Consider the following 23,667-nt stretch of genomic DNA (forward strand, 5'->3'; position numbering starts at 1 on the left):
TGACTACACTGGCTGCTCTCCAGCTTTCAACGGCTTTTCATGGCCGGCAACACAATGAGCACAACAAGCCTGCGCCAGGATGCGCGCGTGATCGGCCTGGTCGGCGTCTCGCACGGGGTGTCCCACTTCTTCCACCTGATCCTGGCGGGCCTGTTCCCCTGGCTCAAGACCGCCTTTGCGCTCTCGTATGCCGAGCTGGGCCTCCTGATGACGGTGTTCTTCGTGGTCTCGGGCATCGGCCAGGCCTTGTCGGGCTTTATCGTCGACCGCGTCGGCGCGCGCCGCGTGCTGTTTTCCGGGCATGCGCTGCTGGGAATCGCGGCCCTGCTGCTGGCGAGCGCCCCGAATTACGCGATGCTGATGCTGGGCTCGCTGCTGGCCGGCTGCGGCAACGCCGTGTTCCACCCGGCCGGCTACACCTTGCTCAACCAGAACGTGTCGAAGGAGCGCCTGCCGCACGCGTTTTCCGTGCACGGCATCTCCGGCAATATCGGCTGGGCCGCGGCGCCGCTGTTCCTGGCGGCGGTCGCCACGCTCGCCAGCTGGCGCATCGCCTTGCTGTCCGCCGCCGCGATTCCGTTCTGCATGCTGACCGTGCTCCTGCTCAACCGCAAGGCCCTGGCCGTGGCCGCCGCGCCCCAGCCCCAGGCCGGGAGCGCCCAGGGCGGCTCCTTCGCCTTCCTGCGCCTGCCCCAGGTGTGGCTGTGCTTCGGTTTCTTCTTCCTGACTTCGGTGGCGCTGGGCGGCATCCAGGCCTTTTCGTCGACCAGCCTGACGGCCCTGTACGGCATTTCGCTGGCCACCGCCGCGACCGCCTACACGACCTTCATGCTGTCCTCGGCCGCGGGCATGGTGGCCGGCGGCTTCCTCGCGGCGCGTGCCCACAACCACGGACGCACGATCGCAATTGCCTTCCTGTTCGCGGCCGGTCTGGCGCTGCTGGTCTCGGCCTCGCTGGTGCCGGGCGCGATGGTGATCCTGGTGATGGGCGCCATGGGACTGGCGATGGGCGTCGCCGGTCCCTCGCGCGATCTCCTGATCCGCGCCGCCGCGCCGCCGGGTGCGAGCGGACGGGTATTCGGCATCGTCTATTCGGGCCTCGACAGCGGCATGGCCATGGGCCCGCTGCTGTTCGGCACCCTGATGGACGACGGCCACCCGGCCGCGCTTTTTATCGGCGTGGCGCTGTTCCAGACGCTGGCCATCGCCACCGCGGTGGGGGCGGGGGCCAACGGACGGGCGCCGGTGCCGCACAAGGCATAAAAAAACGCGGGCCGTGAGCCCGCGTTTTTTATTAAAACTTCTTTCCTTAGCGCCGCTTGCGCAGCACCGTGCCCATCAGAAACAGGCCGGCCAGGGTCAGCGCGATGGTCTGCGGCTCCGGCACCTGGTTCGAGGCCGGCACTTCCGGCAGCGGCGGCTGGACGACGACCGGTGGTGGCACGACCACCGGCGGCGGCGTGTCTGGCGTTCCGCCCGGCGTTCCCGGCGGGGTTCCCGGTGGCGGCACCACGACCGTGGTCGACGCCAGGACGTCTTCCGACATCAGGTCGCCGGTCTGCTGGCCAGTACTGCTAAGAAAATTCACCTTCAGGTGCGGCTCGCTGTAGTTCGTCAGACCGGTAAGGGCGAAGCGGAACACCATGTTGTCCGCCAGCGGGGCGCCGCGGCCGTACAGGCACAGCACTTTCGTGGCCGAGTTGCCGTTGCCGCCGCCGTCGCAGCCGTTGGCGGTCAGTTCGTGCGAGTCCAGCTTCCAGGCCGACGGGCCGCCTGGTGCGGAGAGCAGCGACACGCTGTCGAATTGCCCGAAGTCCTTGATGCCGATGGCGCCGAGCCCGGTGGTCCCGGCCCAGTTGCCGCCCGGCTTGGCCGCATCGATCTCCAGCGTCAGGATGTTATTGGTCCAGTCGGTCGTGAAGACCACGTCCTGGAAAGTCAACATGCCCGCCTGTGCAGGGTTCAATGCGGCGCTTGCGGCAAGCACCAAGGCCAGTTTGCGAAAAGTCGTTTTCAAAACACACTCCCTCTGTGCGCCGGCAATGGCGGGCGCTTTGTTGTTTGTAATGACATCAGGAAGGGATGGTGCCTGTTTTAATGCTATCAGTAAATAAATTATGCACGAAAGAAAGAAATTGAGCTGGTTTGCAACGTTTTGCAAATTCGACGGATGAAACAGGACACGAATTTCCTGTTCGATTTTTCACCATATGAAATGCAGTTCTCATTGGATGGGAAGCTGCAGCACAAAGGATGGCCAGTCGGCTTCCGTTTTAAGAAATTTCATTCCACATCATGAGACATGGCGCGCAAGCCATTGTTTTCACAGCGAATAAAAATAATCAGATGTCTTATATAAGAGTGATTGTGCTCTGCACAACCTGATCTATGATTTGTCTAACGGATTTCGTTTCGCAGCTCAGCTTTAAACCAGTTTTCTTATCCAATCAGGAGAATCAAATGGCAACTCGTGAACAGCAGATCGCAGCCCTGCAAACCGACTGGGACACCAATCCACGCTGGAAAGGTGTCGTGCGCAATTACACCGCCGAAGACGTGGTGCGCTTGCGCGGTTCCCTCCAGATCGAGCACACGCTGGCCAAGCGCGGCGCCGAAAAGCTGTGGGGCCTCGTCAACAACGAACCCTTCGTCAACGCCCTCGGCGCCCTGACCGGCAACCAGGCCATGCAGCAGGTCAAAGCCGGCCTGAAGGCGATCTACCTGTCGGGCTGGCAGGTCGCCGGCGACGCCAACGTGGCCGGCGAAATGTATCCGGACCAGTCGCTGTACCCGGCCAATTCGGTGCCGATGGTGGTGCGCCGCATTAACAACACCTTCCAGCGTGCCGACCAGATCCAGTGGTCCGAGGGCAAGGACGACATCGATTACTTCGCGCCCATCGTGGCCGATGCAGAAGCCGGTTTCGGCGGCGTGCTCAATGCCTTCGAGCTGATGAAGTCGATGATCGAGGCGGGCGCCGCCGGCGTGCACTTCGAGGACCAGCTGGCATCCGTGAAGAAATGCGGCCACATGGGCGGCAAGGTGCTGGTGCCTTCGCGCGAAGCCGTCGAGAAACTCACCGCGGCGCGCCTGGCGGCCGACGTGATGGGCACCCCGACCCTGGTCATCGCCCGCACCGACGCCGAAGCGGCCGACCTGCTGACCTCGGACGTCGACCCGATCGACCAGCCGTTCTGCACCGGCGAGCGCACGGTCGAAGGTTTCTATAAAGTGCGTCCGGGCCTGGAGCAGGCGATTTCGCGCGCGCTGGCCTATGCACCGTATGCCGACCTGGTCTGGTGCGAGACCGGCAAGCCGGACCTGAACTTCGCCAAGCAGTTCGCCGACGCGGTGCATGCCAAGTTCCCGGGCAAGATGCTGGCCTATAACTGCTCGCCATCCTTCAACTGGAAGAAGAACCTGGACGATGCGACGATCGCCAAGTTCCAGAAGGAGCTGGGCGCGATGGGCTACAAGTTCCAGTTCATCACGCTGGCCGGCTTCCACGCGCTGAACTACGGCATGTTCAACCTGGCCCACGGCTATGCGCGCCGCCAGATGTCGGCCTTCGTCGAGCTGCAGGAAGCGGAATTCGCCGCCGCCGAGAAGGGTTTCACGGCTGTCAAGCACCAGCGCGAAGTCGGCACCGGCTATTTCGATGCGGTGACCCAGACCATCCAGCAAAACCAGAGCTCGACCACCGCGCTGCACGGCTCGACCGAGGATGAACAGTTCTTCGACGAGAAGAAAGTGGCCTAAAACAAGCTCCTGCAGCAGCGGGAACGAAATGCCCATCCTAGCACCCGTTCGCGGGTGCTTTTTTTTGCGCTAAACATATCCCTAAGGCATCAGAAGTTGTCGGTTGTTCCATTACAACATCGTAAAAATATCAATTTGCTTTCCAAAGTTTCTTTATGTAAATTGCCGCTTCGCAAACAAAATATTTTGTTTGCATACAGATGGAGGCGCTCCGCCTCCTGGCATAAATGAGCGGCCCGCAATCGACGGGCACGCCTTTCCCAAACTTTGGATTTCCCATGAAAAAAATCTCCGCCATCCTCTTCGCCCTGATGCTGACCGCCTGCGCCACCAGCGGCCCGCGCATCGCCGCCCCGAACCTGATCAAGGCCCCGCAGCCGATCGTCGGCAACACCGGCAAGTACATGTCGCCGTACACCGAAGACGGCACCGTCGCCGCCTGGGTCGAGAAGGGCCGCAACGCCGGCATCGGCGCCAACATCGGCGGCTTCGTGGGCGCCCAGGCCGGCCAGAAAGTGGCGGAGAACATCCCGTTCGTCGGCGGCTTCCTCGGCCAGAAGATCGGCGAAACCGCCGGCCGCGCGCTCGCCATCAAGATGGCTGGCGGCGAAGAATTCATCCGCGCCAATTCGGACCTGTCGTTCAACAACATCAACGACATGGCCGTCTACATGTACGCCAAGAACTCGACCCACAAGGATTTCGCCCAGGCCCTGAAGCTGGCCCAGGACATTTACCCGGAACTGAAGACCGCCTACTACCCGGCGATCATCAACGCCTCGGCCGGCAAGTAAGAAGAGGGGCCGTTCATGACCATCAAACTGTTTGCCGCGGCCTTCGCCGCGCTGGCGCTGGCCGGTTGCGCCACGCCGAACCTGGATAACTCGGCCGGCCGCCGCGTCGTCTACCAGGACGTGTCGACCACCTCGCAGCGCGTCGCCGGCGTCGGCGTCGAGTCGCAGGACATCGTGTCGATGACCGACCGCATGGTGCGCGAGATCCTGGCCACGCCGCAGATCGCGGGCCGCGCCACGCCGCCGCGCATCATCATCGATTCCGACTACTTCCAGAACGAAAGCTCGTCGCGCATCAACAAGAACATGATCACCGACCGCCTGCGCGCCGAACTGACCCGCGCAGCCCAGGGCCGTCTCGTGTTCGTCGCCCGCCACTACGGCGACATGGTCTCGAAGGAGCGCGACGCCAAGCGCAGCGGCGAGACCGACCGCGGCACTATCCGCAGCACGAAGGCCAAGGCCGGCGCCGACTTCCGCCTGGGTGGACGCATCACCTCGGCGGATGCGAGCTCGCGTTCGAACGGCACCGTGTCGCGCCATCACCAGATCAACTTCGAGCTGATCGACCTCGAATACGAAACGATCGCCTGGGGCGGCCTGTTCGAATTCAAGAAAGAAGGACAGGATGACGTCCTCTACCGCTAAGCGGAAGCCGACGCCCCGTCTGAAAGCGCTGCTGCTGGCGCTGGCATGCGCCGGCGCCGCGCCCGCGCATGCGGACTTCGCGGCGGAAGCCGCGAAGCTGCGTTCCGCGCCGGCCAAGGACGCGACCCTGCACAAGCTGCAGGCCGGCGTCGCGGCGCTGGCCGAGAACCGCCAGGCCGAATCGGGCGAGCTGTTCGACGGAGCGCTCGACAGCATCGAAGACCTGTACGCCAACACCGAGAACGCCGCCAAGGCGCGCTCGCTGTGGTACGAGGAGGGCGCCAAGGATTACAAGGGCGAACCCTACGAGCGCGCGATGGCCTTCTGGTACCGCGGCCTGCTGTACCTGGCCGGCGGCGACTACGAGAACGCGCGTGCCTCCTTCCGCGGCGGCATCCTGCAGGACGCCTTCGTCGAGGAAGACCAGCACCGCAGCGATTTCGCCTCGCTCATGATGCTCGACGGCTGGGCCAGCCAGCTCAACGGCGACAAGGGCCTGGCCGAGGACGCGTACAAGGACGTGGCGCGCCTGCGCCCGAACTGGAAGGCGCCGCAGAAGGATGCCAACCTGCTCGTCATCGCCGAGCTGGGCGGCAGCCCGCGCAAGGTCGGCGACGGCATCGGCAACCACGAGATCGTCTACCGCAAGGCCAAGCGCATGCCCGAGCGCAGCATCCGCATCGAGCTCGACGGCAAGCCGGTGACCCCGGTGCTGGCCGAGGACCTGTTCTACCAGGCCGCGACCCGCGGCGGACGCCCGGTCGACCGCCTGATCGCAGGCAAGGTCCAGTTCCAGAACGTCACCGGCGGCATCGCCGACGTGGCCGGCACGCTCGCGTCGGACCTGAGCGTGTGGAATGCGGCGGCGGGTGGCGGCAGCGGCAATGCGCTGGGCGCCGTGGCGGCCGTGGGCGCCATCGCCGGGATCTTCTCGGCCAACGTCAAGCCGCGCGCGGACGTGCGCTACTGGAACAACCTGCCGGAAACCATGCACATGGCGACGCTGCGCCACAACGGCCTGCCGCAACAGGTCAAGGTCGCGCTGTTCGACGAAGCCGGCCAGCCGGTCGACTCGAACGCGGTGCAAGTACACAAATGGATCGACAAGCGCGGCAACGTGCTCGTCTGGATCAAAACGAGGAATTGAAATGAACCACTTTAAAACCGTCATCGCCGCTGGCTGCCTCGTGCTGCTGGCAGGCTGCCAGACCGTGTCGCAGGAAGGCGCCCAGATGGGCGTGCGCGTGGAAGACGCGAATGCGCCGACCGCCCGCATCATGTACGACCAGGTCGTCATCATCGACAAGGTTCTGCAGAACAGCAAGACCGGCAAGATCGCCATCGAAGGCCAGGGCGCTTCGCGCACTCCGACCGGCACCCTGAAGGTGACCGTCGCCGTGCGCAACCGCACCGACTTCCCGCAGGTGCTGGAATTGCGCACCAGCTACTTCGACAGCGGCTTCGGGCCGACCGAGAAGCCGTCGGCCTGGAGCCGCCTGCACCTGGACGGCAACGGCGTCGGCCACTACCAGGAAAGCTCGATGGGCGCCGCCAACGTCGCCCATTACTACGTCGAAGTGCGGGAGGCGCGGTGATCAAGCCTTGCCTGTTCGCCGCATGGATGGCGGCATCCGCGATCGCTTCGGCGCAGCACCTGGAAGCCCCGCGCGCCATCGGCGCCGTGCAGGCGCCGGTGAGCGTCTCGGATCCGGCCGACACCGGCGTCATGGCTGCACCAAGCGATGCGGGCAGCCTGCGCAAGTGGTATGCCGCCCAGCGCCGTCCGGGCGTGGTGCTGTATGTCGAGCGCAAGCTCGAAGCGCTGCCGCCGGGCTGGCGCGGTTCCAGCCGCCTGCACATCGAGGACAAGCGCCTGGTGGACGGCAAGGAATCGAGCCGCAGCGTCACCGTCGGCGTCGAGCGCAATGCCGAAACGGCCGGCCCGGTGCCGCAATTCGTCGCCCTGTTGCAGCAGTCGCTGCAGCAGGAGATGAAGCGCCAGCAATTCACGGTGCTCGACGGCTCGGTACTGCAGCGCAAGCTCTCGAGCGGCGGCGCCGGCGGCGACGTCGAGTACAAGTCGCTCAAGGGCGCGGCACGCCTGGTCTTCGAAGTCGAGCTGCTGAGCCTGAACGGCAAGGTCGAGCTGGTCGGCGCGCTGAAGGACATCCATAGCGGCGCCCTGGTCGCCACCGTCACGCTGCCGGTCGACGGCATCGACTCGCGCACCACGATGGACCGCCTCAGCCGTATGCTGGTGGCGCGCCTGCTGGCCTCGAACGTGGCCTGAAGACCGGGTGAAACCCGCTACGCGGCCGCCGATTTGGGCGGCCCGGCGGTTCTGGGAGATAATGGCGGCTGTCAAAGCCGTTTCCCGGAACCGCGCCCCTGCGCCGGCTCCGTGCCGGCGCTTTTTATTTTAGGATTCCCCAATTATGTTGAGCTACCGCCACGCCTTTCACGCGGGTAATCATGCCGACGTCCTCAAGCATTTCGTCCAGGTGCAACTGCACCTGTACATGAACCAGAAGGACACCGCCTACACCTACATCGACACCCACTCGGGCGCCGGCGTGTATGCGCTCGACAGTTCGTTCGCTTCCAAGAATGCCGAGTTCGATACCGGCATCGGCCCGCTGTGGACCCGCACCGACCTGCCACCGGCCCTGGCCGAGTACGTGAACCTGGTGAAAGCCATGAACCCGAGCGGCAAGATGCGCTACTACCCGGGCTCGCCCTACGTCGCCGACCAGATGACGCGCATGGAAGACCGCCTGCGCCTGTTCGAACTGCACCCGGCCGACAGCAAGATTTTGGCGGAAAACTTCCGCAAGGCCGAGGCGCACAAGGCCGAGCAGGGCGAACGCGCGCGCGGACGCCGCGTGATGATCGAGCGCGGCGACGGCTTCCTCAGCCTGAAGGCCTTGCTGCCCCCGCCCTCGCGCCGCGCGCTGGTGCTGGTCGATCCACCCTACGAGATGAAGGACGACTACCGCAAGGTGAAGGATGCACTGGAGGAGGCGCTCGGGCGCTTCCCGGCAGGCATCTACGCGGTCTGGTATCCGCTGCTGCAGCGCATGGAGTCGCGCCAGTTCGCCGACCGCCTCAAGCGCCTGCCGGCCAAGGAATGGCTGAACGTGACGCTGACGGTGTCGACCCCGGGCCCGGACGGCTTCGGCCTGCACAGCAGCGGCATGTTCATCTTCAACCCGCCGTACACGCTCGAGCCGCTGCTGCGCGAAACCCTGCCTTACCTGGTCAAGGTGCTGGGCAAGGATGCGGGCGCGACCTTCGTGATCGAGCGCGGCACCCAGGTGACCGGCGCGGCCGCGGGTCGCGTGGGCGCCGGCGGCAGCGCGCGCCAGCCGGTCGGCAATGCGCGCCGCGCCAGCCCGCTGTCGGGCGCGGGCAGCCTGCGCCTGCCGGGCCAGGCCGCGGTTCCGCGTACTGCCGAAGGCGGGGAGGGCGCCGCACGCCGTCCTGGCGAGGCTGCGTCGGATGGCAAGGTGGCCGCCAAGGTCGGCGCCGCGGCGCGCGCCAAGCGCTTTTCGCGTCCCGCGGGCGAGGGCAGCAGCAACCGTCCGGACGAGCGCTTCGATCCGAACCGCAGCCCGGCAGCGCCGCGTGCGCGTTATGCCGACGAGCGTCCGCGCGGCGCCGGCAGCCGTCCTCAGGCCGCCAGCGGCCGCCCATCGGCGACCCGGCCGGATGGCGCCGGCACCGCCCGCACCGGCAACGGTCCGGCGCGCTCGCGCAAACCGCGCTGAGGCGCTTCGGACGCGCGCCGCCGGCCTGCCCGGTGGCCGCGTCCCCATCAAACTTGACCCCAGGTAAAACGGCCGGCGAATGTTTTTGCCGCGGCTAAACACACTGCATGAAATGCGGCGCGTGCGCGCAACACCGCGCACGCATCCCACGTTCGTTTCGATGTAAAAATGTAAAGATTGAGCAGTTGGTGTATAGTCGGAGAAGGTGCGCGAATGCGCGCGCCTGTTGCCGCGCCTGCTGCGCAGCAATTGTTTTCAGGAGCTTACATGCATGCCGAAGTAAGGGCAGTATCGGCCACGATACCGTCCGACGAATTTTTCCTGGCGCGCCAGCCCATCCTCGGACGCGACCAGCACCTGGTTGCCTTCGAGCTGCTGTTCCGCGCTGCGGGCGAGCACGAGGACGCCCGCCTCACCGATGGCGCCGCCGCGACCGCGGCCGTCATTTCACATGCGTCGCAACTCGGGCTGGCGCAAGTGGTGGGGGAAAAACTGGCATTCGTCAACGTGGATGAAGTCGTCCTGATGAGCGATTTTGTCCGTTTCCTGCCTCCAAATAAGGTTATCCTCGAAATTCTCGAAACCGTCAAGCCGACACAGCCCTTGCTGGCCCGCGTGGCCGAGCTGAAGAAACTCGGCTTCAAATTCGCGCTCGACGATGTCGTCGACCACACCGACGAGGTGCGCCAGTTGCTCGACCTGGTAGACGTGGTCAAGATCGACCTGCAAGGCGTGGAGAAGGCGGCCCTCGGCCCCCTGGTCGCGTCCATGCATGCGGCCGGCAAGAAGCTGCTCGCCGAAAAGGTCGAAACCCAGAGCGAATGCCGGCTCTGCATGGAGCTGGGCTTCGATTATTTCCAGGGCTATTACTTTGCGCGGCCCGTGATCCTCAGTGGGCGCAAGATCACGCCTTCGGAACAGGTGACCCTGCGCCTGCTCGAACTGATCAACAGCGAGGCCGACAATACCGCCATCGAGACGGCGGTCAAGCGCGACGCGCTGATCAGCCTGAACCTGCTGCGCCTCGTGAACAGCCGCGCGGCGGGGCCGGGCGAGCGGATCGAATCGGTCGCCGAGGCGCTGAACAAGCTCGGCCGCAAGCAGTTGCGGCGCTGGCTGCAGATCCTGCTCTACACGACGGCCGGCAACCCGGTCGAACTGGCCTCGCCGTTGTTACAGCTTGCCACGACCCGTGGCAAGCTTTTGGAACTGATGTCGCTGCAGGTACGCCCGGGCGACGTGGTCGGCGCCGAGCGCGCCTTTACGGTGGGGATCATGTCGCTGGCCGACGCGCTGTTCTCGATGCCGATGGCCGACATCCTCGACAACGTCGAGCTCGCCGACGACGTGCGCGCCGCCCTGCTGGGCCGCACGGGCGACCTCGGTACCATGCTTGAGGTCGTCGAGCGCCTGGAAAAAGCCGACACCGGCCGCCAGTTCACGGGCGCGCTGCGCAAGCTCAAGCTGACCTCGAAGCAGGTGCGCGAGATCGAGCTGGCGGCGTTCGATTGGGTGAGGGAGCTGGTGAGCGAAGGGTAAGACGCGGTCGCCCGCAACCTGTTCGGAAGGGTCCGCTGCTGCGGAGGCAATCGGTAGGGTGGTCAGCTCCACCCGAGGCCGGCGAGCCGGCGAGCCGTCGTGCGGCATGCGCTGCCCACGCGTCGATCGTTGGCGGCTCCGTTTTCGATCCGGATGATCTTGCCGCTAACGATCGACGCGTGGACGGCGGAGCCGTCCACCCTACTAGCGCACAGGCCGGCTTAGAGCGTTGCTACTGTCCCAAAAACAAAAACACCGTCGGCTTCTTGTGAAAATCCGGCACCTTCCCGGCCGCCAGCTGCGCCTTCCACTTCGCCGCCGTCAAGGTGCGCACCGATTCGCTGGTCAGCGACAAATCCGTCGCCACGCACACCAGCGTGCCCGGCTGGCAACTTGCCACCAGGGCTTCCAGCATCTGCCCGTTGCGGTAAGGCGTCTCGATCAGCAACTGCGTCTGCTTCTCGCTGCGCGAACGCGCCTCCAGGTCGCGGATGCGCTTGGTGCGGGCCGCCGCGTCGGTGGGCAGGTAGCCGTTGAAGGCGAAGCTCTGGCCGTTCAGGCCGCTCGCCATGACGGCCAGCAGCAGCGAGGAGGGGCCGACCAGCGGGCGGACCGTGATGCCGTGCGTGTGCGCCAGGCGCACCAGGTCGGCGCCGGGATCGGCCACCGCGGGCACGCCCGCTTCCGAGACCAGCCCGGCGTCTTCGCCGTTCAGCAGCGGTTCGAGCAATTGCGCCAGGGCCGAGGCGGGCGTGTTCACGTTCAGTTCCGCGATGCGGATTTCCTGCAGCGGCCTGGCGAGCGGATGGTCGATCGCGACCAGCTTCAGGAAGGCACGCGCGGTCTTCGCGTTTTCGGCGACGAAATAGCCAAGCTGCGAGGTAATCGCCTGCACCTGGCCGGGCAGGACGTGGGACAGGGCGTTCGGGACGGCTTCGGTGGGGCCGAGGGTATTCGGGATCAGGTAGAGGGTGCCGGGCATAGGATTCTGGTTAATTGTTCTGGGTGCCGAAGAAGGCCACGCCGGCGCGGCGCAGCATGCCGGTCAGGGCGATCAGGGGCAGGCCGGTGAGGGCGGTCGGGTCGCTCGACTCGATGCGTTCGAGCAGGGCGATGCCGAGGCCTTCGTTCTTGGCGCTGCCGGCGCAGTCGTAGGGTTGCTCGATGCGCAGGTAGGCGTCGAGTTCGGCATCGGGCAAGTCGCGGAAACACACGAAGACCTGCACGTTTTCCACTTGTACCTGTGGCTCGGCGCCGCGGCCGTCCCACAGGCAGAGCGCCGTATGGAACACGACTTCGCGCCCGCGCATCGTTTGCAATTGCGCCAGCGCGCGTGCGTGGTCGCCGGGCTTGCCGATCTGGGCGCCGTCGAGCGTGGCGACCTGGTCCGAGCCGATCACGAGCGCACCCGGATGCAGGGCGGCGATCGCCCCGGCCTTGGCGCGCGCCAGGCGCAGCGCCGTCGCTTCGGGCGCCTCGCCGGGCAGCGGGGTTTCGTCGATGTGCGGGGCGATGGCTTCGAAGGGCAGTTGCAGGCGGCCCAGCAATTCGCGGCGGTAGGCGGAGCTCGAGGCCAGGATCAAGCGCGAAGTCGAATGCATGGAAGGCGGGCGCGGCGGGGCAGAACTTGGTATCATGTCGGGCCGTCGTCGATAAAGTATAAGTAAAACAGATAGATATGGCATCCCGGCAAGCAAAGCCGATAGGTCGGGCCAGGTTTCGTGCTCCTGCAACGGCTGGGCCGCCGCGGGGCAAAAAAACGCGCCAAGTCTTTGACTACGCGGGGATAAGCCTGTTATTATCGCAGGTTTTCCGGGGACGTTTTCTGCAATGAGCGCTTTTGTCATCGACGCCTTTGAATTCTGCCGCACGGGTGGCTATCGCGAAGGGGTGACCCCGGTCACGGAAATGACCCGCCTGGCAGCCGATTGCGCCAACAATAGTGGCGAGATTTCCTGGTCCATCCAGGGCGGCAGCACCCCGCAAGGTTATCCGACCATGACCCTGTCGGTGGCCGGCCCGGTCCAGCTGGTATGCCAGCGTTGCCTGGCCCCGTTCGACTACCATATCGATTCGTCGACCCAGCTGGTGCTGGGACGCGACGACGAGGAAGCCGATCAGTTCGAGGAAGTCCTCGACGACGACAGCATCGACGTGATCGTCGGCAGCCACACTGCCGATATCCGCGAGCTGCTCGAGGACGAAGCCCTGCTGGCCCTGCCGCAGGCGCCGAAACACGAGGTTTGCCCGAGCACCGAGCTGCTGGACAGCCTGAAGTCTGAAAAGGTCTCGCCCTTCGCCGGCTTGAAGAACCTGAAATCCGAATAAGCAATTGTAGTTGAGCAGTTGTAGTCAAACGCGTGCACAGTCGAGTATGTCAGGGCAGCGTTTTAAAACATGCCGGCAATCGGAAGATTGCCGGTGGGATACTCGATGTGCATGTTTTTGCAAATCGATTGTGTTAGAATTTTAGAACTTTAGTATTAGGAGTCATCATGGCAGTTCAGCAGAATAAGAAGTCCCCATCGAAGCGCGGTATGCACCGTTCGCACGATTTCCTGGTTGCCCCAAACCTGGCAGTCGAGCCAACCACCGGTGAAACCCACCTGCGTCACCACATCAGCCCGAACGGCTTCTACCGTGGTCGCAAAGTCCTGAAGACCAAGAACGACGAGTAATCGCCGTCTTGTTTTTCGTACCATGAAAGCGGTGCAACGTATGTTGAGTGCGTGGCGCCGCTTTTTCTTTCGCAGTCCCTTTGTAATTGGCAGCACCTTGCGTGCGCCGTCCCGGTGGATCTTCGCTGACACCGGCATCGCGTCCCGGGACGCACGCATCCAGTCGCCCACCTCGTACAGGTTGTGCGCGCCGCGGCAATACCCCACAGATGACAATTAAAATATCCATCGACTGCATGGGCGGAGACCACGGTCCTTCCGTTACGATCCCTGCAGCGTTATCGTTCCTGAAACAGCAGCCCGAAGCCGAACTGATCCTGGTCGGCCTCGAAGACGTGCTGCGTGCCGAACTGAAAAAACACCACGCCGAGGCCACCCCACGCCTGTCGATCCGCCACGCCTCCGAAGTGGTGGCGATGGACGATCCGATCGAGGTCGCCCTGCGCCGCAAGAAGGATTCCTCGATGCGGGTCGCGGTCGAGCTGGTCAAGGAGGGCGACGCCCATGTGTGCGTCTCGGCCGGCAATACCGGCGCCCTGATGGCTGTCTCGCGTTATATCCTGAAAACGATGGCCGGCGTCGACCGCCCGGCGATCTGCTCGATCCTGCCGAACCAGAAGAACGGCCCGACCTACATGCTCGACCTCGGCGCCAACGTCGATTGCACCCCGCATCACCTGCACCAGTTCGCGATCATGGGCGCGGTCCTGTTCTCGGCCATGGAAGGCAGGAAGCCCTCCATCGGCCTGCTCAACGTCGGCACCGAAGAGATCAAGGGCAACGAAGTCGTGAAGGAAACCGCAGTCCTGCTGCGTGCCGACCACGAACGCGGCGCCCTGAATTTCTACGGCAACGTCGAAGGCAACGATATCTTCAAGGGCACCACCGACGTCGTCGTCTGCGACGGTTTTGTCGGCAACGTCACCCTGAAGGCCATCGAAGGGCTGTCGCGCCTGTTCAAGTCGGTGTTCAAGCAGAACGCGCTGTCGATGATGGGCGCGCTGCTGGCGCGCGGCGCCCTGAAAAAGCTGAACCCGGAACGCTACAACGGCGCCAGCCTGCTGGGCCTGAAGGGCCTGGTATTCAAGAGCCACGGCGGCGCGAATGCCTATGCCTTCGAATGGGCAATCCGGCGCGCTTTCGACGCGGCGAAATATAATGTACAAGAGCAACTGTCGACGATGATCGCCGATTTGATGCCAGACACGCCCGGCGCCGAGCGCCAGGGTTGATAGATCACGGAACGCGGCTGAAATACGACGCAAGATGGGTGGAGATGCAATGACTGTCTACAGCAAAATCATCGGCACCGGCAGCTACCTGCCGGCACGCAGGGTCACCAACGACGAGCTGGCGGCCGAACTGGCCGCCAAGGGCATCGAGACTTCGGACGAGTGGATCGTTTCGCGCAGCGGCATCTCCGCGCGCCACTACGCCGCGGCCGACGAGAAGTCCTCGGACCTGGCGGTGCATGCGGCGCGCCAGGCGCTCGAGATGGCCGGCAAGACGGCGGCCGACATCGACATGGTGATCGTGGCCAGCTCCACCCCCGATTTCCAGGGCAGCTTCCCCAGCACCGCCTGCATCGTCCAGCAAAAGCTGGGCATGCTCAACCACAGCGCGGCCTTCGACGTGCAGGCCGTCTGCAGCGGCTTCGTGTACGCGGTCGCCACCGCCGACGCCTTCATCAAGTCGGGCATGCACAAGACCGTGCTGGTGATCGGCGCCGAAGTGTTCTCGCGTATCCTGAATTTCGAGGACCGCACCACCTGCGTGCTGTTCGGCGACGGCGCCGGCGCCGTCGTCATGAGCGCATCGAGCGAGCCGGGCATCCTCGCCACCAAGCTGCATGCGGACGGCACCCATGCCGACATCCTGTCGATCCCGGCGAATCCGGCCGGCAGCGCGGCCAGCGGCGGCTTCCTGCACATGGATGGCCAGGCCGTCTTCAAGCTGGCCGTCACCGTGCTCGAGGAAGTGGCAAGCGAGGTGCTGGATGCGGCGCAGGTGCAGGCCTCCGAGGTCGACTGGCTGATCCCGCACCAGGCCAACATCCGCATCATGAAGAGCACCGCCAAGAAACTCGGCCTGCCGATCGAGCGCATGGTCGTGACGGTGGACGAGCACGGCAACACGTCGGCGGCCTCGATCCCGCTGGCGCTCGACCTTGCCGTGCGCGACGGCCGCGTCAAGCCGGGCGACAATGTGCTGATGGAAGGCGTGGGCGGCGGCTTTACCTGGGGCGCAGTGCTCGCGCGCATGTAAGCGCTGCGTACCAGGAGCCGAACCCGGCGTCGATACGAACCAGGCCCGCGCAGGGCCGGCAATCACCAGAGAAGGACAACAACAAGATGAGCAAATTCGCATTCGTGTTCACCGGCCAGGGCGCCCAGGCGGTCGGCATGCTGAACGGCTTCGCCGGCAACCCGGTCGTCGACCAGACCGTTGCCGAAGCGTCGGAAGCGCTGGGCATGGACATCGGCAAGCTGATCGCCGAAGGCCCGAAGGAAGAACTCGACCTCACCACCAACACCCAGCCGGTCATGCTGACCGCGGCGGTGGCCGTGTACCGCGCCTGGATCGCCGCGGGCGGCCCGGCGCCGAGCCTGGTCGCAGGCCACAGCCTGGGAGAATATTCGGCCCTGGTCGCCGCCGGCGTCATCGATTTCAAGGACGCCGTGCCGCTGGTGCGCTTTCGCGCCCAATCGATGCAGGAAGCGGTGCCGGTCGGGCAGGGCGGCATGGCCGTCGTGCTGGGCTTGCAGGCCGACGACGTGCGCGCCGTCTGCGCCGAGGCGGCCCAAGGTGAAGTGGTCGAGGCCGTGAACTTCAACGAGCCGACCCAGATCGTGATCGCCGGCCATGCCGCCGCGATCGACCGCGCCTGCGAGATCGCCAAGGCGAAAGGCGCCAAGCGCGCCATGAAGCTGGCCGTCTCCGCGCCATTCCACTCGTCGCTGTTGAAGCCTGCTTCGGACCGCCTGCGCGACTACATGGCCAAGCTCACCTTCCATGCGCCGCAGATCGAGTTGATCAACAATGTCGACGTCGCCATCGTGAACGATCCGGAAGCGATCAAGGACGCCCTGGTGCGCCAGGCCGCCGGCGCCGTGCGCTGGGTCGAGACGATGCAGAAGATGGCCGCCAGCGGCGTCACGCAAGTCATCGAATGCGCCCCGAGCAAGACCCTGATCGGCATGGCCAAGCGCATCGATCCGGTGCTCGTCGGCGAGGCACTGGTCGACCAGGCCTCGCTCGAGCGCGTGCTGGCCAGCGTCAAAGGCGCCTGAGCGCCGGACGCACGACCCATTTGTTTTAAGAGGAACAGGAATCACATGAATCTGCAAAACCAAGTCGCCCTCGTCACCGGCGCCTCGCGCGGCATCGGCAAGGCCATCGCACTCGAACTGGCCCGCCAGGGCGCCAAGGTCGTCGGCACCGCCACCAGCGAAGCCGGCGCCGAGGCGATTGGCGCCTACCTGGCCGAATTCGGCGGCAAGGGCATCGTGCTGAACGTCACCGACGCGGCAGGCTGCGCGGCCGTCATCGACGACGTGCAAAAGACTGTCGGCAACCTCTCCATCCTGGTCAACAATGCCGGCATCACCCAGGACAACCTGGCCATGCGCATGAAGGACGAGGAGTGGGACAGCGTGATCGCGACCAACCTGACGGCCGTCGGCCGCCTGTCGCGCCTGGTCCTGCGCGGGATGATGAAGGCCAAGCACGGCCGCATCATCAACATCACCTCGGTGGTGGGCTCCTCGGGCAACCCGGGCCAGATGAACTACGCCGCCGCCAAGGCCGGCGTGGCCGGCATGACGCGCGCCCTGGCTCGCGAAATCGGCAGCCGCAACATCACCGTCAACTGCGTGGCGCCGGGCTTCATCGACACCGACATGACCAAAGGGCTTGGCGAAGGCCAGCACGAAGCGCTGCTCACGCAGATTCCGCTGGGCCGCCTCGGCCAGCCGGAAGACATCGCCCATGCGGTGGCCTTCCTGGCCGGTCCGACGGCCGCCTATGTCACGGGCACGACGCTGCACGTGAACGGCGGCATGTACATGAATTAATGCCGAGCTGGCGCCGGTCGAGCTGGAATGGGCGTACGATTGCTTATGTCCTGTTTTGAATGGCGGCAGAATCTCATCTTTTAGCAGGAGTTTCGGCCGAATTAGCGTCAGACGCCGAAAATAGTTTTTCAGCGCGCAAACCTGATAAAATGCGCGCACTTTCCGCAACACATACCTAATGGAGCCATAACATGTCGGATATCGAACAACGCGTTAAAAAAATCGTCGCTGAGCAACTGGGTGTTGCAGAAGCCGACATCAAAATCGAGTCCTCGTTCGTTGACGACCTCGGCGCAGATTCCCTGGACACCGTTGAACTGGTGATGGCCCTGGAAGACGAGTTCGAAATGGAAATCCCTGACGAGCAGGCTGAAAAGATCACCACCGTCAAGCAAGCCATCGACTACGCGACCGCGCACGTCAAGGCCTAAGCAGTTTTAGTTTTCGGGAGATTCGCTTGAGCCGTTCACGCAACCGCCGCGTTGTCATTACCGGCCTGGGCTGCATTTCACCAATCGGCAACACGATTGCCGACGCGTGGAGCGCGGCACTGGCCGGCAAGTCAGGCATTGCCAATATCACGAAGTTCGATGCATCGCCGTTTTCGACCCGTTTTGCGGGCGAAGTCAAAGGCTTCAATATCGAGGATTACCTCCCCGCCAAAGAAGCCCGCAACATGGATACCTTCATCCATTACGGCATGGCAGCGGGCATTGAGGCGCTGCAGGATTCGGGCCTCGAAGTTACTGAAGAAAACGCCGACCGCATCGGCGTGATCGTCGGTTCGGGCATCGGCGGCCTGCCGCGGATCGAAGAGCAGAAGGACGAGTACGACAAGCGCGGCCCGCGCCGCATTTCGCCGTTCTTCGTGCCGGCTTCGATCATCAACATGATCTCCGGCGATCTTTCGATCAAATACGGCCTGCGCGGCCCCAACCTCGCCATCGTGACGGCCTGCACCACCGGCCTGCACTGCATCGGCGCGGCCGGCCGCCTGATCGAGTACGGCGATGCCGACGTGATGATCGCCGGCGGCGCCGAGTCGACCATCTCGCCGCTGGGCCTGGGCGGTTTCGCCTCGGCACGTGCGCTGTCGTCGCGCAACGAAGATCCGGCTACGGCTTCGCGTCCCTGGGACCGCGACCGCGACGGCTTCGTGCTGGGCGAGGGCGCCGGTGTCATGGTGCTCGAGGAGTACGAGCACGCCAAGGCGCGCGGCGCGAAGATCTACGCCGAGCTGCTGGGCTTCGGCATGAGCGCGGATGCGAACCACATCACCGCGCCGATGGAAGACGGCAGTGGCGCGAGCCGCTGCATGGTCTCGGCGATGGCGAATGCCGGCATCAATGCCGACCAGGTGCATTACGTCAATGCGCACGGTACCTCGACCCCGCTGGGCGACCTCGCGGAAGTGCAGGGCATCAAGCGCACCTTCGGTGACCATGCGCACAAGCTGGTGGTCAACTCGACCAAGTCGATGACCGGCCACCTGCTGGGCGGCGCCGGCGGCCTCGAGTCGGTGTTCACGGTGCTGGCGATCCACAACCAGGTCTCGCCGCCGACGATCAACCTGTTCAACCAGGATCCGGCCTGCGATCTGGATTTTGTGGCGAACACCGCCCGCGACATGCAGATCGACTACGCCGTGAAAAACTCGTTCGGCTTCGGCGGTACCAACGGTACGCTGGTCTTCGCCAAGGTCTGAGACGCTGGCTAAGGAAGGAAGCCTCCATGGTTCGCCATGGAGGCTTTTTCACGTTCAACCGCGAGCTTGTGAAAAAGCTCTAGAGCAAGGCGCGTTGTCGAAGACAGTACGTTGGTACGGCGAGACGACGCAACGCAGCTATAGAGCTTTTTCACACGCTCGCTGAACCTGTCGCGCCCGGTCGTGTCTAACGAACTGGACGCCTGACCCTGCCGCATTCCGCGCGTGGCAGGCGTTCCGCTTCTCTTTTCCTCCTTTTATGTCGATCGCCGTGTCCGCGCTTGTCGCGCCGTCACGCAGCCTGCGCGCGATTCTTGCGCTGTCCGCGCTCGCCGCTTTTGGTGCCGCCGGCACCATTGCCTTTGTGTTGCCTGAACGCTTCATTTCAGCCCCTTTTTGTGCCGCGTTTTTCCTCCTTGCAGGCCTGTTTTCCCTGCATGGATGCGTTAGCGCGACAAAGACGCACCGGATTGATGTATCTGGAACCGGCACCGTGCGCCTGACGGTACAACAGGAGATGGAAGCCGATGCGGTGGCGCCGGAATCGATCGCCGTCACGGTGTTGCCCGAAACGCTGGTCTGGTCGCACCTCCTGTTGCTGCATCTCGCCGATGTGCACGGAAGGAAAACGGTGGTGCCGGTGCTGCGCGACAGCCTGGCGCCAACCGAGTACCGGGCCCTGCGGGTCGCGCTGGGCCGCCACGCCAGGCAGGTGGCGCCAGCAGAAACGACAAATAAAATACTTTGAACTTATTGCAGCAGGCCAACTCTTAGGATGGGAAGGCCTCGAGAAACCGCAGCGAGCTGAAGTGAATTTGGCCGAGCCCCCGACGGGGCGCCGCTTGCCTTACTCAGGTACGGCGAGCATCGCAGGCCGAACAGTCGACGCCCGGCAGGTGGATCGAGGTGCCCCGAAAGGAGCAGGCCCAAGGGGCGCCGTCAGTGACGACAGAACGCGAGGGTGATCAACTGCTGGTTGAACGCGTCCAGGCCGGTGACCGGCAGGCGTTCGATCTGCTGGTGGCAAAGTATCAGCGCAGGCTGATGCGGCTGGTGTCGCGCCTCGTGCATGACCCCGCCGAAGCGGAAGACGTGGTGCAGGAAACCTTTATCAAGGCCTTCCGCGCCCTGCGCCATTTCCGCGGCGAGTCTGCGTTTTATACCTGGCTGTATCGAATAGGAATTAACACAGCAAAGAATTTTCTTGTCACACAGGGTAGGCGCGCACCGACCTCGACCGAGGCAGATACGGAACGCGCTGAAGGGTTTGACGATGCGGACAGCTTGCGCGACATTAATACACCTGAGTCGGTGTTGGCGAGCAAGCAAATCGCGTACACGGTCAATGCAGCAATGGAAGCGCTACCGCTGGAATTGCGGACAGCGATCGTCCTGCGCGAGATTGAGGGTTTGAGCTACGAGGAAATCTCCGAAGTGATGGCTTGTCCAATTGGCACAGTGCGCAGCCGGATCTTCCGGGCGCGCGAAGTCATAGCCGAGAAGTTGAAGCCCTTGCTTGACTTTCCGGCTGACAAACGTCGGCAGTAGCGATGATCGCAAGGCGGGCGCCTCGTCTTTAGAGGGCCTAACAAAATTTTCAGGAGCTTTGAGGGCGGGGCCCTCGAAGCAAAGCGTGGCGTCGAAGACAGTACGCCTGTACGGCAAGACGCCGCAACGCAGCCATGGAAGTTTTGTTAGGCGCTCTTCAGAGGTGCTCGGCAACCTGGGTATTTTTGGTAATTTGGATCACGCAGCTACTGTGATGGAACCACAGATGGACACGAACAAAAAAAACCGCGAGCGTATTTCCGCCCTGTGCGACGACGCGCTGCCAAAAGATGACCATGAACTGGCCAGCGCCGCGCTCCGCACGGACGAGGGCCAGGCAGCGTGGGAAGTCTACCACCTCATTGGCGACATGCTGCGCACGGGAGAGTCCGCCGATCTCTCGCCGGGCTTCTCCAGCCGCTTGGCGGCCCGTCTGGCCGCCGAGCCGCTGCACCCGCGGCGCCCGGCCGGCATCGAGGTCGAGCACGCCAAGCCGGCCGCGCTCGCCGCCTCCTCTCCATCCTCCTGACGCGGCCACGCGCCGACCCGTAGACCGCGCGCCGCGCGGCCACGGCCCCGCTGTCGGCCGATGCCGGCCTTCTGCGCACGCCGGCTCAGGTTGCCGGTTGTCCCGGCAGGCACAGCGTTGATTGGGGTCCGTGCCCGCCGCGTCTCGTAGGCGCCTAGGCTGCCTTTCAATTGCTTTCCGGCTGCCGCCCTGGCTCACCACAGATGTCTCCCGGCGGTCTCCCAGGCCTTGCCTCGGCTGGCCCAACGCTAGCTCCCGGCCACCCCGCAGCCACCCCGCAGCCACCCCTCGGCTGCCCTTCAGCTCCGTCTTTTTTCATCGCCTTCGCTGCGCAACAGGACGACGCGACAAACCGGCCTATTTTGGCTTACCATAACGTCAATTCCGTCCTCATTCCTGACTCCCATGACAAGCAAAACCCGTAGCGTAGTCCTGTCGGCCCTGCTGTTGGCGTGTGCCGGTTTGTCCCTCCCTGGCGCGGCGATCGGCGCGGCGCCGGTTCCCACGCCTGTGGTCACCGGCCTGCCGGACTTTTCCGACCTGATCGACAAGGCCGGGCCGGCGGTCGTCAACATCCGCACGACCGAGCGGGTGCGCATGGGGCAGGGCGGTCCGGGCGAGGAGGAAATGCAGGAATTCCTGCGCCGCTTCTTCGGCCAGCCGATCCCGCGCCGGCGCTCGCCCCAGCAGCCGCAGGGAGAACAGGAAGTGCAGCGCGGCGTCGGTTCCGGCTTCATCATTTCCGACGACGGCTACGTGCTGACCAACGCCCACGTGGTCGAGGGCGCCGACGAAGTCACTGTCACGCTGACCGACCGCCGCGAATTCAAGGCCAAGGTGCTGGGTGCGGACCGCCGTTCCGACGTCGCCCTGCTGAAAGTCAGCGCCGGCAACCTGCCTTACCTGCGCACTGGCGACTCGAGCAAGATCCGGGTCGGCGAGTGGGTGATCGCAATCGGCTCGCCCTTCAACCTCGACAATACGGTGACCGCCGGCATCATCTCGGCCAAGTCGCGCGACACCGGCGAATACCTGCCGCTGATCCAGAGCGACGTCGCCGTCAACCCCGGCAATTCGGGCGGCCCCCTGATCAACATGCGCGGCGAAGTCATCGGCATCAATTCGCAGATCGCCACGCTTTCCGGCGCCTACAACGGCATTTCGTTCGCCGTGCCGATCGACGAAGTCATGCGCGTTGCCGACCAGCTCAAGAAAACCGGCACCGTCACGCGCGGGCGCCTCGGCGTGCAGATCAGCGAGGTGACGCGCGACGTCGCCGAATCGCTGGGCCTGGGCAAGGCGCGCGGCGCCGAAGTGTCGATGGTCGAGCCCGGCGGTCCGGCGGAGAAGGGCGGCATCAAGGTCGGCGACATCATCCTGAAATTCAACGGCCAGCCGATCGAGACCACGCGCGACCTGCCGCGCCTGGTCGGCGCCACCAAGGTCGGCACCCGCGCCAGCGTCACCGTATGGCGCCGCGGCGCCCAGCTCGACGTGCCGGTCACCATCGTCGCCCTGGAGGACGAAAAGACGGCCACCGCCAAGCCGCAGCCGAACAAGCCGACGCCCGGCGCCGCGCCCAATCCGCTCGGCCTGCACGTATCGAACCTGAGCGCCGAACAGCGCAAGGCGATGCGCATCGAGGGCGGCGTCGCAGTCGACGCCGCCGAGGGCAGGGCGGCCACGGCCGGCGTCCGCGCCGGCGACCTGATCCTGCAAATGAACAACGTCGAGATCAAGGACGCGGCCCAGTTCAACGCCCTCGCAGCCAAGCTCGACCCGAAGAAGAGCGTGGCCGTGCTGGTGCGGCGCGACAACGTCACCCAGTATCTCGTCATCAAGCCGGTGGCGGCCCGATGACCGCATTGGCTCCGCGTTTTACGCTCTACTCGCGCAGTTATTGCCACCTCTGCGAGGACATGCTGGCCGCCTTGCAGGCGCTTGCACCAGGCGGGCAGCCGTTCGAGGTCGCCGTGATCGACGTCGACGCCGACCCGGCCCTGGTGGAGCGCTTCGACGAGCTGGTGCCGGTGCTGTACGGCCGGCTCGACGAACCAGAGTTGTGCCATTACTTCCTCGATGAGGCGGCGGTGCGGCGCTACCTCGACCGGGAGTCAGCCAACGCTGCGTAGGACGTAGGGTGGACGGCTCTGCCGTCCACGCGTTCAACCAGCCGATGCGCAGCCGCACATCCAGAACGTAACCCGCCACCTCGGCCGTCACGCAATGCAGGCGACAGGGTTCACCAGTGCGGATGCGAATGGACCACCTTCGCCTATCGACGCGTGGACGGCAAAGCCGTCCACCCTACGTCCCTTCGGCACGCGCCGGCGCTCAATCATGGGCTGCGACGCCGAAAACCGCCCACCTGCTGGCCAATTTCCCTCAGAAACCGGGCTTTCTACCCTGAAATCCGGTAAAATGCCTGGTTTGAAAAAAGCTTCCGTCGCTGTCCCGGGAGCTCTGCACGTTGAGCCAGGTTGCACTCAGTTGAACTCGCTTGAACTCAGTTGGAACTAAGGCGCTCGCTTGGGGTAGACACGCCCCGACGCAGCGCTTTTTTCGTATTGCGCCGGCAGTTCGGCGCCGGCCGGCCACCCGCCTGCGGCTTCGCCCCTTTTTGGTTT

General features: G+C 64.5%; 25 protein-coding genes. 22 read left to right on the forward strand and 3 right to left on the reverse strand.

What is annotated here, in order from left to right:
* Window positions 1–54 precede the first annotated feature (54 nt).
* The gene (locus tag ACWCIA_RS12810; RefSeq protein ID WP_454163776.1) at window positions 55–1,263 is read left to right on the forward strand and encodes an MFS transporter; all 1,209 of its coding nucleotides are present in this window, start codon (window positions 55–57) and stop codon (window positions 1,261–1,263) included.
* A 46-nt stretch (window positions 1,264–1,309) separates the two neighbouring features.
* On the opposite strand, the gene ACWCIA_RS12815 is transcribed toward ACWCIA_RS12810, so the two are convergent.
* The gene (locus tag ACWCIA_RS12815) at window positions 1,310–2,017 is read right to left on the reverse strand and encodes a PEP-CTERM sorting domain-containing protein (protein WP_454163778.1); all 708 of its coding nucleotides are present in this window, start codon (window positions 2,015–2,017) and stop codon (window positions 1,310–1,312) included.
* 443 nt (window positions 2,018–2,460) lie between these two features.
* On the opposite strand from ACWCIA_RS12815, the gene aceA reads away from it, so the two are divergent.
* From aceA to ACWCIA_RS12855, 8 genes are all read left to right on the forward strand, one after another.
* On the forward strand, window positions 2,461–3,759 hold the full coding sequence (gene aceA, locus ACWCIA_RS12820) for an isocitrate lyase (protein ID WP_454163780.1): 1,299 nt from the start codon (window positions 2,461–2,463) through the stop codon (window positions 3,757–3,759).
* Window positions 3,760–4,037: 278 nt separating this feature from the next.
* Entirely contained in the window at window positions 4,038–4,553 is a 516-nt protein-coding gene (locus ACWCIA_RS12825) for a hypothetical protein (protein WP_454163782.1), read from the forward strand.
* A gap of 15 nt (window positions 4,554–4,568) precedes the next feature.
* The gene (locus tag ACWCIA_RS12830; protein ID WP_454163784.1) at window positions 4,569–5,201 is read left to right on the forward strand and encodes a penicillin-binding protein activator LpoB; all 633 of its coding nucleotides are present in this window, start codon (window positions 4,569–4,571) and stop codon (window positions 5,199–5,201) included.
* Window positions 5,182–6,348, forward strand: coding sequence for a hypothetical protein (locus ACWCIA_RS12835; protein ID WP_454163785.1), 1,167 nt, complete (start codon window positions 5,182–5,184; stop codon window positions 6,346–6,348). Before ACWCIA_RS12830 ends, ACWCIA_RS12835 begins: the two co-directional genes overlap by 20 nt.
* A 1-nt stretch (window position 6,349) precedes the next feature.
* Window positions 6,350–6,796: a hypothetical protein gene (locus ACWCIA_RS12840; protein WP_454163787.1), complete on the forward strand. Its 447-nt coding sequence runs from the start codon at window positions 6,350–6,352 to the stop codon at window positions 6,794–6,796.
* Window positions 6,793–7,491: a hypothetical protein gene (locus ACWCIA_RS12845; RefSeq protein ID WP_454163789.1), complete on the forward strand. Its 699-nt coding sequence runs from the start codon at window positions 6,793–6,795 to the stop codon at window positions 7,489–7,491. Before ACWCIA_RS12840 ends, ACWCIA_RS12845 begins: the two co-directional genes overlap by 4 nt.
* 145 nt (window positions 7,492–7,636) lie before the next feature.
* Complete coding sequence (gene rlmJ / locus ACWCIA_RS12850; protein WP_454163791.1) at window positions 7,637–8,968, forward strand: 23S rRNA (adenine(2030)-N(6))-methyltransferase RlmJ; 1,332 nt, start codon at window positions 7,637–7,639, stop codon at window positions 8,966–8,968.
* Between the two features lie 267 nt (window positions 8,969–9,235).
* Entirely contained in the window at window positions 9,236–10,507 is a 1,272-nt protein-coding gene (locus tag ACWCIA_RS12855; RefSeq protein ID WP_454163793.1) for an EAL and HDOD domain-containing protein, read from the forward strand.
* Between the two features lie 232 nt (window positions 10,508–10,739).
* Here ACWCIA_RS12855 and ACWCIA_RS12860 read toward each other — a convergent pair whose 3' ends face one another.
* Window positions 10,740–11,489: an SAM-dependent methyltransferase gene (locus tag ACWCIA_RS12860; RefSeq protein WP_454163794.1), complete on the reverse strand. Its 750-nt coding sequence runs from the start codon at window positions 11,487–11,489 to the stop codon at window positions 10,740–10,742.
* Between the two features lie 10 nt (window positions 11,490–11,499).
* Window positions 11,500–12,108 (reverse strand): Maf-like protein, encoded by a 609-nt coding sequence (locus ACWCIA_RS12865; protein ID WP_454163796.1) that lies wholly within the window; start codon window positions 12,106–12,108, stop codon window positions 11,500–11,502.
* 229 nt (window positions 12,109–12,337) lie between these two features.
* On the opposite strand from ACWCIA_RS12865, the gene ACWCIA_RS12870 reads away from it, so the two are divergent.
* From ACWCIA_RS12870 to ACWCIA_RS12930, 13 genes are all read left to right on the forward strand, one after another.
* Window positions 12,338–12,835 carry a YceD family protein gene (locus ACWCIA_RS12870; protein WP_454163798.1) on the forward strand — a complete coding sequence of 166 codons (498 nt, stop codon included), beginning with the start codon at window positions 12,338–12,340 and terminating at the stop codon, window positions 12,833–12,835.
* Window positions 12,836–13,002: 167 nt separating this feature from the next.
* Window positions 13,003–13,185: a 50S ribosomal protein L32 gene (rpmF, locus tag ACWCIA_RS12875; RefSeq protein WP_028104096.1), complete on the forward strand. Its 183-nt coding sequence runs from the start codon at window positions 13,003–13,005 to the stop codon at window positions 13,183–13,185.
* Window positions 13,186–13,394: 209 nt separating this feature from the next.
* Complete coding sequence (plsX, locus tag ACWCIA_RS12880; protein ID WP_454163801.1) at window positions 13,395–14,417, forward strand: phosphate acyltransferase PlsX; 1,023 nt, start codon at window positions 13,395–13,397, stop codon at window positions 14,415–14,417.
* A 49-nt stretch (window positions 14,418–14,466) separates the two neighbouring features.
* Window positions 14,467–15,450, forward strand: a complete 984-nt coding sequence (locus ACWCIA_RS12885) for a beta-ketoacyl-ACP synthase III (RefSeq protein WP_454163803.1) — start codon at window positions 14,467–14,469, stop codon at window positions 15,448–15,450.
* Window positions 15,451–15,536: 86 nt separating this feature from the next.
* A complete protein-coding gene (gene fabD / locus ACWCIA_RS12890; protein WP_454163805.1) occupies window positions 15,537–16,475 on the forward strand; it encodes an ACP S-malonyltransferase in 939 nt (312 codons plus the stop codon).
* Window positions 16,476–16,520: 45 nt separating this feature from the next.
* Window positions 16,521–17,258, forward strand: a complete 738-nt coding sequence (fabG, locus tag ACWCIA_RS12895; RefSeq protein WP_454163807.1) for a 3-oxoacyl-ACP reductase FabG — start codon at window positions 16,521–16,523, stop codon at window positions 17,256–17,258.
* A gap of 191 nt (window positions 17,259–17,449) precedes the next feature.
* Window positions 17,450–17,689 carry an acyl carrier protein gene (acpP, locus tag ACWCIA_RS12900; RefSeq protein ID WP_020653257.1) on the forward strand — a complete coding sequence of 80 codons (240 nt, stop codon included), beginning with the start codon at window positions 17,450–17,452 and terminating at the stop codon, window positions 17,687–17,689.
* A gap of 26 nt (window positions 17,690–17,715) precedes the next feature.
* The gene (gene fabF, locus ACWCIA_RS12905) at window positions 17,716–18,963 is read left to right on the forward strand and encodes a beta-ketoacyl-ACP synthase II (RefSeq protein ID WP_454163809.1); all 1,248 of its coding nucleotides are present in this window, start codon (window positions 17,716–17,718) and stop codon (window positions 18,961–18,963) included.
* A 259-nt stretch (window positions 18,964–19,222) separates the two neighbouring features.
* The gene (locus tag ACWCIA_RS12910; protein WP_454163811.1) at window positions 19,223–19,711 is read left to right on the forward strand and encodes a protein YgfX; all 489 of its coding nucleotides are present in this window, start codon (window positions 19,223–19,225) and stop codon (window positions 19,709–19,711) included.
* Window positions 19,712–19,905: 194 nt separating this feature from the next.
* Window positions 19,906–20,511 carry an RNA polymerase sigma factor RpoE gene (gene rpoE, locus ACWCIA_RS12915; protein ID WP_454163813.1) on the forward strand — a complete coding sequence of 202 codons (606 nt, stop codon included), beginning with the start codon at window positions 19,906–19,908 and terminating at the stop codon, window positions 20,509–20,511.
* A gap of 85 nt (window positions 20,512–20,596) precedes the next feature.
* Window positions 20,597–21,040 (forward strand): sigma-E factor negative regulatory protein, encoded by a 444-nt coding sequence (locus tag ACWCIA_RS12920; RefSeq protein WP_454163815.1) that lies wholly within the window; start codon window positions 20,597–20,599, stop codon window positions 21,038–21,040.
* Between the two features lie 405 nt (window positions 21,041–21,445).
* The gene (locus ACWCIA_RS12925) at window positions 21,446–22,900 is read left to right on the forward strand and encodes a DegQ family serine endoprotease (RefSeq protein ID WP_454163817.1); all 1,455 of its coding nucleotides are present in this window, start codon (window positions 21,446–21,448) and stop codon (window positions 22,898–22,900) included.
* Window positions 22,897–23,172, forward strand: a complete 276-nt coding sequence (locus tag ACWCIA_RS12930) for a glutaredoxin family protein (protein WP_454163819.1) — start codon at window positions 22,897–22,899, stop codon at window positions 23,170–23,172. The genes ACWCIA_RS12925 and ACWCIA_RS12930 overlap by 4 nt, the downstream gene beginning before the upstream one ends.
* Window positions 23,173–23,667: the final 495 nt, after the last annotated feature.

It is taken from the genome of Massilia sp. SYSU DXS3249, assembly GCF_053668055.1.